The 14481-nt window shown below is 45.6% G+C and carries 10 protein-coding genes and 1 pseudogene; 8 read left to right on the forward strand and 3 right to left on the reverse strand.

Translation table 11 applies throughout. The annotated features are described in order from the left end of the window. Positions 1-160 precede the first annotated feature (160 nt). The 3 genes from tssM to P6574_RS12565 are packed head-to-tail and all read left to right on the forward strand — an operon-like array spanning position 161 to position 6151. The gene (gene tssM / locus P6574_RS12555; RefSeq protein WP_310620622.1) at positions 161-3751 is read left to right on the forward strand and encodes a type VI secretion system membrane subunit TssM; all 3591 of its coding nucleotides are present in this window, start codon (positions 161-163) and stop codon (positions 3749-3751) included. Then, on the forward strand, positions 3751-5196 hold the full coding sequence (locus P6574_RS12560) for a type VI secretion system domain-containing protein (RefSeq protein ID WP_310620623.1): 1446 nt from the start codon (positions 3751-3753) through the stop codon (positions 5194-5196). Before tssM ends, P6574_RS12560 begins: the two co-directional genes overlap by 1 nt. 55 nt (positions 5197-5251) lie before the next feature. Further along, the gene (locus P6574_RS12565) at positions 5252-6151 is read left to right on the forward strand and encodes a pentapeptide repeat-containing protein (RefSeq protein ID WP_310620624.1); all 900 of its coding nucleotides are present in this window, start codon (positions 5252-5254) and stop codon (positions 6149-6151) included. A gap of 95 nt (positions 6152-6246) precedes the next feature. Here P6574_RS12565 and P6574_RS22240 read toward each other — a convergent pair. Further along, a pseudogene (locus P6574_RS22240) lies at positions 6247-6384 on the reverse strand (IS3 family transposase); the annotation flags it as partial. Positions 6385-6806: 422 nt separating this feature from the next. Between P6574_RS22240 and P6574_RS12580 the strand changes: the two are divergent. Beyond that, positions 6807-7670, forward strand: coding sequence for a sulfotransferase domain-containing protein (locus P6574_RS12580; protein ID WP_310620625.1), 864 nt, complete (start codon positions 6807-6809; stop codon positions 7668-7670). A 114-nt stretch (positions 7671-7784) separates the two neighbouring features. Here the strand turns inward: P6574_RS12580 and P6574_RS12585 are convergent, their stop codons facing one another. After that, the gene (locus tag P6574_RS12585) at positions 7785-7949 is read right to left on the reverse strand and encodes a hypothetical protein (protein WP_310620626.1); all 165 of its coding nucleotides are present in this window, start codon (positions 7947-7949) and stop codon (positions 7785-7787) included. A 794-nt stretch (positions 7950-8743) separates the two neighbouring features. On the opposite strand from P6574_RS12585, the gene P6574_RS12590 reads away from it, so the two are divergent. Continuing rightward, the gene (locus P6574_RS12590) at positions 8744-10762 is read left to right on the forward strand and encodes a glycosyltransferase family 2 protein (protein ID WP_310620627.1); all 2019 of its coding nucleotides are present in this window, start codon (positions 8744-8746) and stop codon (positions 10760-10762) included. Between the two features lie 175 nt (positions 10763-10937). Here P6574_RS12590 and P6574_RS12595 read toward each other — a convergent pair whose 3' ends face one another. Continuing rightward, entirely contained in the window at positions 10938-11066 is a 129-nt protein-coding gene (locus P6574_RS12595; RefSeq protein WP_310620628.1) for a hypothetical protein, read from the reverse strand. Positions 11067-11510: 444 nt separating this feature from the next. Between P6574_RS12595 and P6574_RS12600 the strand changes: the two genes are divergently transcribed. The 3 genes from P6574_RS12600 to P6574_RS12610 are packed head-to-tail and all read left to right on the forward strand — an operon-like array spanning position 11511 to position 14472. Beyond that, positions 11511-12509 carry a UDP-glucuronic acid decarboxylase family protein gene (locus P6574_RS12600; RefSeq protein WP_310620629.1) on the forward strand — a complete coding sequence of 333 codons (999 nt, stop codon included), beginning with the start codon at positions 11511-11513 and terminating at the stop codon, positions 12507-12509. Next, a complete protein-coding gene (gene galE / locus P6574_RS12605) occupies positions 12506-13516 on the forward strand; it encodes a UDP-glucose 4-epimerase GalE (RefSeq protein WP_310620630.1) in 1011 nt (336 codons plus the stop codon). Before P6574_RS12600 ends, galE begins: the two co-directional genes overlap by 4 nt. Positions 13517-13524: 8 nt before the next feature. Beyond that, complete coding sequence (locus tag P6574_RS12610; RefSeq protein ID WP_310620631.1) at positions 13525-14472, forward strand: glycosyltransferase family 2 protein; 948 nt, start codon at positions 13525-13527, stop codon at positions 14470-14472. The last annotated feature ends 9 nt before the right edge of the window (positions 14473-14481 follow it).

Genomic DNA, 14481 nt, shown 5'->3' on the forward strand with positions numbered 1-14481 from the left:
TAAAAAAAGCAAGATAAATTTAATCTTGAATATTATTTAATGGGAAATATAGTAAATCGAATCATCGACGACACCTAGAAGCCAAATTTATTTCATGTAAATACAAACTAGACTCTCTACATGATCTATTTTAGCCTTTAATTACATTGCGTATGGAAAAATGATATCGAAATTACTTTCTTTCACTATAAAACATTTGAAGAAATTACTAAGCGTAATTAAATCATATTTATTTCTAAGTTTAATCTTTATCGCCATATGCATTGTTTCTATTTGGTTTTTCGGGCCAAATATTAAGATCGCAAGCATGCGTCCCCTAGCGTCACCGCTCACTAGAATGGTGGCAATTACGGCGGTGATATTTCTCTGGGGCTTAAATAATCTCATCATTGAGTGGTATCAAAAGCGCAAAAAGAAGTCTGGAACCAAAGAGGTCGAGACCGTCAAACCACGTGATCCACTCAAGGAAAAAGTTGAGGGTTTTGAGCGTTCATTTCGTGCCGCGATGGGGATTGTCAAAGACAACTGGATGGGGACCGGGCAAAATAAGGGGCGGCAATCCTTCTATGCTTTGCCTTGGTATGTAGTCCTCGGCTTTCCTGCTGCTGGTAAAACCTCTTTCATTGTAGAGTCAGACCTAAAGTTCCCTCTCGCACATTTCTTCTCACAGGAAGATGCCAAGCATGTGGAACCTACGGAAGATGTTGATTACTGGGTGACTAATGACGCGATTCTATTTGATGTGGCCGGGCAGATAATTGGTCATCAGCGGTCTGGGATCAAAAAAGATATCATTGATGAATCCGCGCATATTTGGGATAAGTTTCTCTCTTTACTAAGAGAATTCAGACCGAGAAGGCCCATTAACGGCGCTATCCTATGTCTTGACGTTGTGGACCTGATTACCAGTGATCCACAGACGCGTGCAAATAATGCCTCATTGCTCCATGCGCGCCTTATTGAACTCTCTGAAAAGCTGGGAACCCGTTTTACGGTCCATGTGGTTTTGACAAAATTCGATCTTATTGACGGATTTCAGGAGTTTATTGCCGGCCTTCGCCCTTCACAAAGAGCAGAGCCTTTTGGATTTGCCTTTGATGTCTACCCGGAAAAAGACGGGAGCTCTTGGCTTAAAGAATTTGATGGAGCCTATGAAGGTTTCATGGAGGACATTAACCGGACATTATCGGACAAACTTCTGGATGTACGCTCCACTGATAGTAGAAGACGCCTTTATGCCTTCGGGAGGCAGCTTTCCGGACTTCGGGAGGTTCTGTTTGAATTCCTCAGCAAGGCTTTTCAATCCGATAACTTTTCCACGGCGCCACAGGTCCGCGGCATATTCATGGCTTCCAGTCGTCAGGAAGCCGCACCTATCAATGCTATTCTAACGGCTGCCTCCCATAAGTATGAGATGGATGCCCCTATCCAGCCAGCACACAATGGGCGTTCAAAACAGTATTTCGCCCGCGATCTTCTGCATTCGGTTATTTTCCGTGAAGCAGGCCTTGCAGGTGACAATATTCGCATTGAAAGGTCAAAGCGCTTCTTGTTTGCCGGGTCCGTGTTTGCCTCCACGCTGTTGTTCATAGGCTTTACCAGCTTCTACTGGCTTGCCTACCAAGACAACAAAGCCAAAGCCGACGAAGTATTGGTGGTCGCCAACAACTTCCAACAGAAAAAACTGGGCAACTCACAGCATTCACGGGAGACAGGCCAAGCAAGCCAATATCTGGCGGCACTGGAATCCTTGCGTGATGCCTCCTCCATTTTTGGGGATTACCGTGAAAGCAACTGGGTGACATCCAGCGCAACACTCAATCAGGGCCGAAAAGTCGGTCCGGAAATTGAGACAGCTTATGTGGAGATGCTGAAAGAGGATTACCTTCCTGATATTGCCGGTTTTATTCGCAACATAATCGTCGAACTCGGGCAAACCCCGAAGGGCAAAGATAGCAATGAACGGCTGGAAGCTCTCAGGGTATACCTCATGCTTGGCGATTCTGAGCGACGTAATGCCAAGCTGGTATTAGATTGGATGAGTGAACACTGGCAGGAAAGTTACGAGGGAAACCTTTCGGTTCAACGCTCTCTTCGTAAGCACCTGAAATTTGCTATTGAAACAGCCGGTCTTGAGGCAAACCTTGAAGACGATCTAGTGAAAGTCGCGCAAGCCGATCTTCGGGATATTTCACGAGACTTGCGCCTTTATCGAAATATTGAGCAAATTGCTGACCGGCAGCTGGTCTCTCCCGTAAACCTCCGCAATGACATAGGCCCCGCCTATAATATAATATTTGCCAGAACTGATAGGGAGGCTACTGAAAGCACCCCCGTTACGGTGAAACCATTCTTTACCAAGGGTGCCTTCCACGATTTCTTTATTCCTCAAAACTCCAAGCTCACCACTGTTGCTATCGAGGATGCGTGGGTTGCTGGAGAGCGTGAAACGGTTAATTACTCCGATGAGGATCTTGAAGCATTTCGCCGTAAAGTGACCACCAGATATGCAAGCCACTATATTGAAAGCTGGAGCAATGCTCTCAACCAGCTTGAGATATCAAAATTCCAGAACGTGGATCATGCCGTTGATGTACTTGAGGAAATCACTGGCCCAGAAAACCCGTTGGGTCGCTTGCTGACGCGCATTAAGCAAGAAACTGAAATCTATAAATCCAAAACAATTGAACTCTCAGCGGAGCAGGCCATAGACGCCACGCTTCCTTTTGATTTGAACAGGGAACAGGGGCTGCGCATTCGCAGAGCCTTCAGTCGCCTTAATGAAATTATTGAGGCCGAGGAAGGGGAAAAGACCTATCTGGAAGATCTGGATGTGGCGCTGAACCGCCTCTATGAGTACTTGAAGGAAATCCGGCAGGCTGGAGAGCGCTCTGGAGAAGTGGCCCTTGCGAAGGCCAAGGCAAGAATAAACCTTGAAGGGGATGATCCCATCTATGTCATTCGCCGTATTGGTGTCGATTTGCCTGAGCCACTGAACCGCTTCTTTGACACGATCGCCGATGAAAGCTGGAAGGTGGTTCTGCAAAGCGCCAAAGGTGAATTGCAAAGGGCTTGGAATGATGAAGTCTATGCGGACTATAACCTTTCCATGGCAACTCGTTATCCGTTTCAAAAAGATGCAGAGGAAGAAGTCTCACTCGCTGATTTTGAAAGTCTTTTCGGGCCAGGTGGCAAAATCGAGAATTTCTATAAAAATAACCTCATTCAGTTTGTCGAGGAATCCTCAGGTAAAGCCAAAATTATTGATGGCAGAGAACTGCATATTGAGCCTGAATTCCTTAAACAGTTAAAACGTGCCTTGGAGCTGCGCGAAAGTTATTTTGACGAAGAAGGCGCCCTCAGCATTGGCTATACCATTGAACCAAAAAGCCTATCAGGAAACGCCAGACGAGCTGTACTCAACATTGAAGGGCAGCTGGTTTCCTACACCCATGGTCCAAGACGCGCTGCCCGTATTATCTGGCCCAACATAATGTCTGGTGATGCGGAAAGTAAACTCACCATATTCCCTTCAGGACGACGAAAACCCCAAGTGCTCTCGTTCAAGGGACCATGGTCAGGTTTCCGGATTCTGGATAGTGGGAAAGTCACCGATGTGAGCGGCGGAGAGGTCGATCTTGAGTTCAATCTGGAATCTACAAAGATCACCTACAAAATCAGACAGGCTGACCATCGCAACCTTGCAGGAAAAAGCCCTTTGGCTGACCTCGTTCTTCCGGCACGTATGTAATGAGTGAAGTTGAAGCCATAGGGAAAGAGGAGGCCGCTGGATCAGTAGCCCCCTCATTGATGGAACTCGCCAAGGCACTCAAGGAAAAAGGGTACTTTGGTGATCTGGTGGACGCTGTTGTGCGCCCTCTTTCCGATCCTTTCGAAGAAGAAATCGAAGAGCACCCTGACTTTGACACTATCAGTGACGAACTCATGAAGCGGGGTACACTCGCCCATGCCAGCATCAATTGGGGGATCGTGGAAGAAAGCTCATTGAAACTGCTTCAAACAGCGCAAAAGGACATTTCCCTGCTGGAAGCACTGTTTCTCTCACGGCTGAGCAAAAAGACACGCTTTGCGTTCGCTTCCTGCGTTCTGGCACTGGATGCTTATTGCAGCCTCCCTAAAGAGCTACGTTTCCCTAAAGACGTCAAGCGTTTTACGCTGCTTCTAAAGCGTACAACTGGACTCTTAACCAAAGATTCGCCTCCCGGACAGGCAGGTAAAGAAAATGCTGTTCTTCTTGCCGCTATCGAGAGCTTGATGCGCAATGAAGCTATTGTCGAACAAGGTCTTACAAAGGGTTTAAGAGAGCTTCGCGAGCGGCTCCAACTGGAAGAACAGGAACGGGATAAAAAAGAGCAAGCCACTAAAGCAAGCGGCTCTGACAAAGCTGATAGAGAAAAGGTGGGCTCAGGTGGTGGTTCTACTCAGATATCTTCCCGGACGCTGAAGAAGAGTATTGGCGATGTAAGCGGCCTCATTTTTGAGCTGGCAGCCGATACCGCCCTTCCCTATCAGCTGTTTCGTTTCGGCAGCTGGTATGACATTACAAACCCGCCGCCAATTCGGACGAAAAACGCAAGTGTGATCCCTGCAGTCTCTGTTGATACGATCGACCGTTATCAAAGCCTTCTACAGGAAGAAGAGATTGATCGGGCCTCAATCTTGAAACTGGAAAGAACACTGTTTTCCATGCCCTTCTGGATAGAGGGGCACTACATTGCCGCGCAAATTGCAGAAAAATGCGGCCATTTCGCCGTGAAAGACGCAATTCACGCCAGTACAAGCGCCTTTATTGAACGCCTGCCGAAACTGCATGAGCTGTGCTTTGAAAACGGAAGTCCTTTTATTCCCGGTGAAGTTGCTATCTGGCTAAATGACAGCCCGCAGCCCAAGACTGAGATAACTGAGGAAAGCTCAAAGCCGAGCTGGGGACTTACAGAACTTGCCGAAAACAGGAAGATGACTTCCAGATGGAACGGAGATTACAAAAAGTTCCGCTCTCCCCGCCAGAAGGCCTTTATGGAACTGGAACTTTTGGAAATGCTTTCCAAAGCGGGTCTAAGCTCTCTTGTTTCCGATCAGGCCAAACGCCTGTTCAATAGTGCCGAGCAAAGCGAAATCAAAACGTGGGACCCTGAATTTTTTGGCCGCACTTCAAAAATTATCACCGAAAAATAATGGGTAATCCCATGATCTGTAAACTTATAGTGATCAATGTAAACAGTGAAAAGCTATGAAGATATTTACTAAGTCCATTCTGGTTCTACTGGTTGCCTATGTCATTGCGCTGCCGCTTTATTTTACTCTAGACTATATGAATGTTGTCCCTTCGGACTACTCCATAATCGCCCACCTCCTGGGCATGGCGGGAGATAAGATTGTATTGGGTCACTGGGTTGTCCCCACGCCCAAGGGTCTTTCTGGCGTTCCCTTGGAGCAAACAACGGTCTTCCTCAACCTTGCTCTAGGTGTCAGCGCAATTGCGGCCATTCTTGTTGCAATTCCGGCGCTTGCCCTTTTGAGTTACGGCGTCAGCTCCCTTTTCACTCTGGTACGCTCCTCCCAGCAAAAAGCCACTTTGGACCAATTCAGCAAAGCTGCAGAACTTCTTGGCAATGACAGTCCCGCCTTGAGGCAGGCAGGGGTTACAATTTTAACGGAAGTAGGCAAGAAGTACCCAAAAGAATATCAGAGTAACGTTACCCAGCTTCTCGCAGCCCACATCCGGGAGCAAAGTAAAAAACAAAAGGATAATGTGGCTACAGGAAGAGAGCCTTCCCGCGTTCGCGGTGAACTGGCAGCATCCCTATATAAGCTCTCTGAACTTAGGCAAAAAGTATACAACCCCAAGGAAGAAGAGCAAATAAATCTCGGGGGGGCCTATTTCAGAGGACTTCGCAGCGAAGGCTTTTTGAATGCCAAAGGCGACGCTGTTTCCCCTGACCTTCGGAACGCCTTCCTTAAAGAGTGTGTATTCGATAGAGCCGACCTGACAGGAGCAAACTTCCAAAACGCCGACGTCTCCCGCGCCCGCGTCGAAGAGCAATGGAGAGACCTGTTCACCGCCGAACAGTGGGCAACAGTTTCCGTTATCAACCGAGAAGGAAAAGTTATCCGCGCACCTGTATCATAAGGTGCCATTTGCAAGGGTTAAACTGGAAAAGTTCGAACCTGATCTGACAGAATACCGCTAAACGAAAACGGCACTGTCAGATCAGGTCTGAATTTCTACACCTGATCGGATGTGCACCCATCAAGTGATGAATGGGGAGGGTTCTGGTTATAAAACGCAATATACTTGCCGATCGAAGTCCGTGCCTCTCTTACTCCGACATAGGCTTTGAGATAAACTTCCTCGTATTTGATTATAGGTCACAGGCATTCTGGCAAACACATTGTCACTCCACTCTCTCTTGAGGACATCTGTGAACGCCTTATTGGACTTTTTAACCTCAAGGTTGCGCAGCAGGTACGGGTAGACCTTGTGGCCAGTTACAGGCTTGGACGCGTGGAGCCATAGGTACAGGCCCCAATACCTAACAGAGCGTACTTTAAAGCGTCTAATATCATGCCCCTCAGCCTTTAAAACCGTTGCCGCATGCGGCTAACGGCAAAGGGATAAGCAAGTTTCAACTCATCCATGCGGCGCATAAGGGCAAAGTCCTCCTTTGAGACCGGTTTTGGTAATTCCGCGGTTATTCTACATTCATTTCCTAGGGCTAGGCGCACCTTATATTAAATTGTAAGCATCCTATGCGAACCAATTTTTAATAGAATATGAGAGCATTATGAGAACTTTTATATTGGGTGTTGGGACTCAAAAGTCCGGCACTACTTGGTTTTTTAATCAATTAAAGAAAAACGAAAATTTCAAGGCACCGTTTCGTAAAGAAATGCATATTTTTGATGCAAAATTCCTTCCAAAATGCGGGCACAGACGGTCTATTGAGCGAAGCTATGAAAATGCCCAAAAAGATGGAGCAGGCTTGGATGAACAGAAGGATGCTACTCTGAGATATCAGATGCTACAGGATCCTGAAGAGTATTTCCGCTATTATGATCGGTTATTGAGTGAGGAAAACAGTTTCACGGCTGATATCACACCAACGTATGCAGCTATTCCAGCAGACGGACTTAAACTGATTAAGAGCTCCTTCGAGCGGCTCTCAATTTCGGTTAAGGTTGTCTACTTCATAAGAGAACCTGTGACCCGCTTGGAAAGCATGGTGAGAATGTCTTTCAGGAGACAAAAGAAAATAAGAACTGCGACTGTGGAAGACTTGATGCAAGAAATTTCTGCTCTCACACAGTCCCGAGCGGATCTATTGCGCTCTTCCTATGATAAGGCCGTGAATAATATTCATGAATGTTTTGGGAAAGACAATGTGTATATTGGCTTTTACGAAACGATGTTTAACAAAGAAGAATTAGCAAGGTTATCTGAGTTCCTATCTATTGATCCGTCAACATTTGACGGGGCGGCTGTAATAAATGGCGCGGGCAGAAAATTTAAATACTCATCAGAATTTTTATCAAAAGTAAAAGAAAAATATAATCATCAATATGATTTTGTTTCACAGGCGTTAGGTTTTGATCGTAAAATATGGGATCAGGCTCTGGTGAACATTTCAAATAACTCTACTAGTAACTAATTTACTAAGTGAGTTTTCTAAGGCGCAGGAGTTTAACTTACACATCCTGCCCCGCAAACGCCTGACAAGCTGATAGTGCCCCAATCAGGTGTGGACGATGGGTAATCTCCCCGTTTATGGAGGGATTACCAGCCATTTTGTCAAAGCATAGATAAATCCACCTATCTTCATCTGCTCTTTATGGCCTCTTCTTCCGGGGATTACTGCCGTACCACCGTTGACTTGCCACTGTTCCCGAATACGGTCACCGTCAAAACCCCGATCAGCGATCAAAACCATGTCCTCCGACCCATCCCGCTATAAAGGATTTCATTGCCTGTGTAATCGGAGACTTAAACGTTAAAAGTCTCAAGACGTATCAGCAGGCCATAATATTATAGATCAGGTGGATTTTCGTCGTAAAGCCACCTTCTGAGCGGCTAGAACCCTGTTTTTGCATCCCCCACATGTTGGTATTGCAGATGATCATGCTGACAATCATTTGAACACTAGGGGGAACTAGACTGCTGTCATTGAGTACGGACAAGATAAATTCCTAAAGACTTGCTTGGTTCCAACGCCGAAGTTGCTGATAAACACTGATCCATTTACTAAACTCTTCTGGTTGATCACGCTATTGCACTCCGGTTCAGGCAATCCAGAAGACCCTGTCAAAGACGCTGAGAGGTCCTTGGATTTACGGCCCCCTTGTCCCCGTATGACAGCTACAAACTGCTCAAAAAACGCCCATTTAGCATCACACATCAAGTGCCGTGCAAAAATAATCTCTCAAAAAGCTGCGTTGAATTACAAATTCTCTGACTTTGGGAAACTTATTTTGCAAATAAGCCTACAGGAAACTTTGGGTAAAGTATAATTTACGAATCAACAAAAATAGATATACCCAAAATAAATATAGCGAAGATATTATTAAAAATAACTAAAATGTTATTAAGTATAATTTGACATTATCATTGCATTTAATACATATTAATTACAAAGAATAAATAAGTTAGTCATTACCTCTACCCAATGAGTTAGTGCCGATGGTGTGTCTTACCTATATATCAAGCCAATGCAGACGGAATTAAGCTATGCTTGAGCTGTTAAAAAGAATAATAAGTAAAAAACAACCAAACGAAGAAGAAAAAAGGCACTTCCTGAAAGGCAAATATAGCGATTTGGGTAGCTTTGATGTTGAAGTTCTGGGAAGGACAGAGGCAACATTCGTCCAGTCGACTACACTTTTTGAGGGAGAAGTAGTTTCCAAAACTCCGGAGGCAGGGAAAACCAATGTGTTGGCGTGCGTCACCATGTACAACGAACCCAGCGATCTATTTGAACAGACATTAAGTGGCTTGGCCGCATCGATTAAACATCTTCAACTTTCTAATGACGCCATCAAATCCGAGAACATTATCATAGTTTTCATAGTTGATGGGGCAACCAAACTTCACCACTCAACTCGCCAGATGATGGTTGATCGTGGCTTGCTACCAGACAATGAAGTAGACTATTCCGCCCAAAATGCTCTAACATTATATGAAAGTGTTTTAACCTTGGAGGCCTCTTGTGCCAGCTTGAGAATCATCACATCTATAAAACATACCAATGGCGGTAAACTTGACAGCCATCGTTGGATATTACGCTCTATAGCACCGGGGATTGATCCAGTATGTTGGCTGCAAATCGACGTAGGGAATGTTCCAAATCCCGAATCTCTTCTAGAAATAAGCAAGATTTTTGATAAAGATCCTACCATTGCCGCAGTTGTTCCACGTGTAGAGTTGGAACCTGTCGGAAGTATTTTTGATCCTCTATACGCCTATCAGCACGCCGACTTTATTATGTCGCGTTTGGTGCGATTACCATCTCTAGATATTCTCGGCTATATTGATATGATTCCAGGACAAATGTCGGCAACGCGTTGGGAGCTGTTCAATCAAAAGACAGAAACCGGGCAAACAGTTGCAGACCGTTATCTGGAGGGGCTTCAAGCAACCGCGCCCTACGATATTATACGCTTTTTAACTGAAGATGCCTTGATTGGTTTTGAGCTGATGTGTTCTGAAAAGAACAGTCTACGTGTTGTTTCAAGCTACAAGGCCATGTCACAAGTAGAACCTTGCAATACACTTGAGACATTACTAAAACAAAGAAAACGCTGGATTAATGGCGGGTCAATGTCTACATGGTACCAAGCTGTTAATCTCATGAGATACTGGCGTGCCTCAAAAGCTAAGTTGCATAGAAAGCTTCGTTTCACCTTTATAGCATTATGGACTGTCTTAACGAGCTTTCTTGCCTTGATTATTGGCCCTGCCGCAATTGTTGGCATACTCGCATTGGACATTTCGGCCGCTGAATCCTTACCTGCAGGCGCAACTGATCCTATGCTTATTATAATTGGGATCGCAGCATTGTGTCTGGTTTTGCCGGCAAGTTTAGCAACTACCCCGTATATTGCGCGCGTCAAGCCACTTCAGGTGCGTACCATGCTCACATTTGCAGCTATCGGTAATATTGTACTGATTGGAGTTAGCACTTTTAAGCTAGGATTATGGGCGGTGCTATTCGCAACTCTTCCAATGGTTTTCCTGTTCATCATTCTAGGACTTATACTTGGGAGGAGGACCCTACGGGTTGTTCTTCGCTCCGTATGGTCTTTTGTTTTTCTGCTGCTCCCTGTCAACCTAATGCTACAAATCTACGCCATATTTAATTTAAATAATGCGAGCTGGGGCACAAAAGGCGTTAACAAGCCCCAGTCCACCATGGACGATGTAAAGCCAGAAATTGTCGAACGTCAGCTGCGACGTTTCAGAGACGTGGCCCTGATCGGCTATTGTCTCCTTTCAAGTCTTCTGGCGGTAATGATTGTAGCGGAACCCTCATACGTCATTCCTATTTTCGTTTTGGTTGGAACCGTACAGCTTCTGGCATACTTAGCCGCCATTACCAAAGCTCTTCAAGTAACTCCCCACTATTCAGCCCAGCGAAGTCAGGGAAACAAGTTTCCATTGCCTGCCCCTTACCAAGAGGACAATTGGGAGAGGAGCAATGTGTCAGATCCCCAATCTTTCACGGGTTTCGATCAACCACTTAAAAAATAAATATGGCTACCAAAGAGCTGATACTTGGTTTCGTAACATTTGAGAGGCTATCAGCTTGTAGGTTTTATTGACTTTTCGTAGACACTTCTGATGCTTGATCTCAATACCCCTCCAGCACTTAAGGGGGCCGTTTTGATTGAAGTGTTAACGGCAATGTGGTTTGGCCTACCACTGACTAGCCATAAGCCTGCGCAATATTGAAGGTCTGCTGGCGGCGCTCGAAACCGTGTTGAGCTACCAGACCATTCACAACTAGGTTAAAAAGTTCGGGCACTTCTTTACTAGTAAAACTCGGCGGGGTCACTCATCTCCCAATAATAAGTGCACCTTGCTGACGACGGGCAAGATTACTGGCTTCTCTTATTGAACACGATGATGCTTTTAGTGTGTGGAAGCCTAATTGCGCTCTTAAAACGAACAGGAATACTGTTTTGTATTTCAGAAATTCCTGAGATATGTATCTATTCTATGAAAATAGTTACACACAAGTAACCATGAAGAATATTGAATCAATATTTAAATATTTTTATTTATACAATTAATAACTTCCACTACGGCAACCCACCTAAAACTCCACATTAGATATAAATAAAATACATATTCACACTTGACATTAGTATATTTACCTACAACTCTACATACTTTCAAACATAACATTTCTCAAACACGATAAATTTGAGAATATAGAATCATGAATATCAATAATATTGGAATATCAGAACATTAGCTAAAATAGTTTGGAGGGGGTATGTCAGAGCATACTAATCATGTTTTGGTTACTGGAGGGGCTGGCTTTATTGGCTCTCACTTGTGTCTGGCTCTGTTGGAAACGGGAGCGCGTGTAACGTGCCTTGATAACCTTTCTACGGGCCAACTCAGTAATATCACCGAGTTTTTAGATCATCCGAATTTCTGTTTTCACGAGCACGATATTACTGATCCATTTCCCCTGAAGGTGGACCAAATTTACAATCTTGCATGCCCGGCCTCTCCCCCGGATTATCAACGGGATCCAATCCATACTACGAAGACTTGTGTCGTAGGATCGCTCAATATGTTAGAACTTGCCCGCAAGAATTGCGCCCGTATCCTACAAGCTTCTACGAGTGAAATTTACGGTGATCCGCTGCAACACCCCCAAAAAGAACATTACTGGGGTAATGTGAACCCTATCGGGCCCAGAGCATGCTATGACGAAGGCAAGCGATGCGCAGAGACGTTATTTTTTGATTACAGGCGACATCACAATGTGGACATTCGGGTAGTACGTATTTTCAACACCTACGGCCCCAAAATGCGCCCAAACGATGGGCGAGTTGTCTCCAATTTTATATCCAGCGCCATCAATGGTGAGCCGCTAACTGTTTACGGGAAAGGGGTACAAACCCGTTCCCTTTGCTACATAAATGACCTCATCCTGGTTATGATGAAGTTTATGGCGCTCCCTGATGCCCATCCTCTACCTCTGAATATAGGCAACCCAGATGAGTACACGATCCTGTCTTTAGCCAAAATGATCTCACAGGTTTCAGGTACAAAAAACAAGGTAGTTCATCTCCCCATACCAATCGATGATCCCAAACAGCGCAGGCCCGACATTTCAGAGGCAAAGGCCCTTCTGGACTGGGAGCCCCAAGTGCCTTTGATAGAAGGGTTACAGCGCACATATGATTACTTCAAGGCCCTACCCATATCTCCAGAACTATCAACAACAGAACCAGCAACAATGCAGGCAGGTGTGGTATGAGCGCTGCCCCGACAGTTCTGGTTACTGGAGGAGCTGGCTTCATTGGCAGCCACACATGCAAGGCACTCCATAAGGCCGGATATACTCCAGTTACCTTTGACAATCTCTCCACTGGAAACCGCTCTGCGATAAAGTGGGGACCGTTGGAAACTGGGGATATACTGGACGAAGAAAATCTTTGTCGCGTCATAGCTCAATACAAACCTGTCGCGGTCATACACTTTGCAGCCCTCGCCTATGTTGGCGAATCCGAGCAAGACCCAGCCCGTTATTACAAGAATAATGTATCCGGTCTTCTTTGCTTATTGAGCGCTATGAAGCGTTGCGATCTGCATCACATAGTTTTTTCCAGCTCCTGCGCCACCTATGGCCTCCCTCAAAAACTGCCAATTGGAGAAGATCAGCAGCAAGAACCCATTAATGCCTATGGACGAACAAAGCTGATCGGTGAACAAATTCTGGAAGACTTCCGACGAATTCACGGTTTCCACTACGGTATTTTGCGGTATTTCAATGCAGCTGGAGCGGATTTGGACGGGGAGATTGGCGAGGACCATGATCCGGAAACTCATCTAATTCCCAATGTTCTTACCACCGCCTTGGGAGGGGCTAAAGTCAAGGTATTCGGCACAGATTATGACACACCAGATGGCACCTGCATTCGCGACTATATTCATGTAGCAGATCTCGCCGATGCACACCTGCGCGCATTAACTATGCTCACTGAGAAGGATCCTTGTTCTTTTGCCTGTAATCTGGGTTCGGGTCGCGGTGTTTCCATAATGGAAATTATCAAGGAAAGTGAGCGCCTGTTGGAAAGGCCAATTCCTTTTCAGCACGGTCCACGACGCGCAGGTGATCCACCGTTTCTTGTGGCCGACACACGCAAAGCTCAGGAACTGCTGGGATGGGCACCGCGCCATAGTGACCTGTCCACTATCTTGCGTAGCAGTCACGCTTGGCTTGCACGTAAATCCATTTTCCAAGATCAAATTATTAGAGCTTAAAGATAGAGATGAAAATTTCAGCGATTGTCCCTTGTTACAATGAGGAAGAAAACCTTGCAGCAGCGTTTGACGCTTATATCAGCGCGCTTTCTGACTATGATGATTATGAGATTATCATCACTGATGATGGCAGTACGGACCGTTCTCTAGACATTATAAAAGAATATGCGGCCCGCAATAGCCGTATTAAATTTATCTCATTTTCAAGAAATTTCGGCAATTGTGCTGCGTTCCGCATTGGTTACAGATACGCAAAATTTGACTGGTGTGTTCAGTATGATTGCGACCTCCAGTCCCCGCCAGAGGAAACTCATAGGCTGGTGGCGAAACTGGACGAAGGCTATGATGTCGTTTTTGGAACACGCAATAATAGGGATGACCCTCTCTATAGGGTGTGGGGTACCAAAATTCAGCAGTTCATCGCCCACAAACTGTTTGGTGTTGATGTTCCAAAGGATGCATCTGTGTTCCGCGTCATGCGCACGTCTGTCGCCAGAGATGTGATTAATTATCCTGCACGTTCCCAATATTTTATTGCGACTGTACCTTTGGTCACCCACAATTACACATCTGTGGTGACAGAACACAATGCCCGCCGTGCAGGTGATTCTAAATGGACACTGGGCAACATGCTCAGCCACAGTTTTGATTTGTTTCTTGGGTTCTCCCTCGCACCGCTCACCTTTATTTGGGCTCTTCTTGTAGCAGCTTTGGGGGTCTTGGGATTTGGCCTTCTTATCAATGGTAGTATTGAGAGCGGAACCCTGTCTCTTCTAGCGGTGTTCAACCTGCTGGCTCTGGCAATTTTAGGTGAGTACATCAAAAGGCCATTCAGCCAGAACCTGCCCTATAAGCAGGTTTATGTGAAAGAAACCAATATCCCCCAATGCCAAAGCGACTTTAACACGCGTGAACTTCTTGCAGAAGTTTCTGGCAAGCAGGTGCAACCAGCTTAGCAAGCAAGA

Origin of the sequence: Pseudovibrio sp. M1P-2-3, from assembly GCF_031501865.1 — a bacterium.
In the GTDB taxonomy this organism is placed as follows: domain Bacteria; phylum Pseudomonadota; class Alphaproteobacteria; order Rhizobiales; family Stappiaceae; genus Pseudovibrio; species Pseudovibrio corallicola.

Excerpts from the sequence above, each read along its gene's own strand:
- tssM (WP_310620622.1), top strand. The coding sequence starts at position 161 with ATGATATCGAAATTACTTTCTTTCACTATAAAACATTTGAAGAAATTA.
- P6574_RS12560 (WP_310620623.1), top strand. The coding sequence starts at position 3,751 with ATGAGTGAAGTTGAAGCCATAGGGAAAGAGGAGGCCGCTGGATCAGTA.
- P6574_RS12565 (WP_310620624.1), top strand. The coding sequence starts at position 5,252 with ATGAAGATATTTACTAAGTCCATTCTGGTTCTACTGGTTGCCTATGTC.
- P6574_RS12580 (WP_310620625.1), top strand. The coding sequence starts at position 6,807 with ATGAGAACTTTTATATTGGGTGTTGGGACTCAAAAGTCCGGCACTACT.
- P6574_RS12585 (WP_310620626.1), bottom strand. The coding sequence starts at position 7,949 with ATGGTTTTGATCGCTGATCGGGGTTTTGACGGTGACCGTATTCGGGAA.
- P6574_RS12590 (WP_310620627.1), top strand. The coding sequence starts at position 8,744 with ATGCTTGAGCTGTTAAAAAGAATAATAAGTAAAAAACAACCAAACGAA.
- P6574_RS12600 (WP_310620629.1), top strand. The coding sequence starts at position 11,511 with ATGTCAGAGCATACTAATCATGTTTTGGTTACTGGAGGGGCTGGCTTT.
- galE (WP_310620630.1), top strand. The coding sequence starts at position 12,506 with ATGAGCGCTGCCCCGACAGTTCTGGTTACTGGAGGAGCTGGCTTCATT.
- P6574_RS12610 (WP_310620631.1), top strand. The coding sequence starts at position 13,525 with ATGAAAATTTCAGCGATTGTCCCTTGTTACAATGAGGAAGAAAACCTT.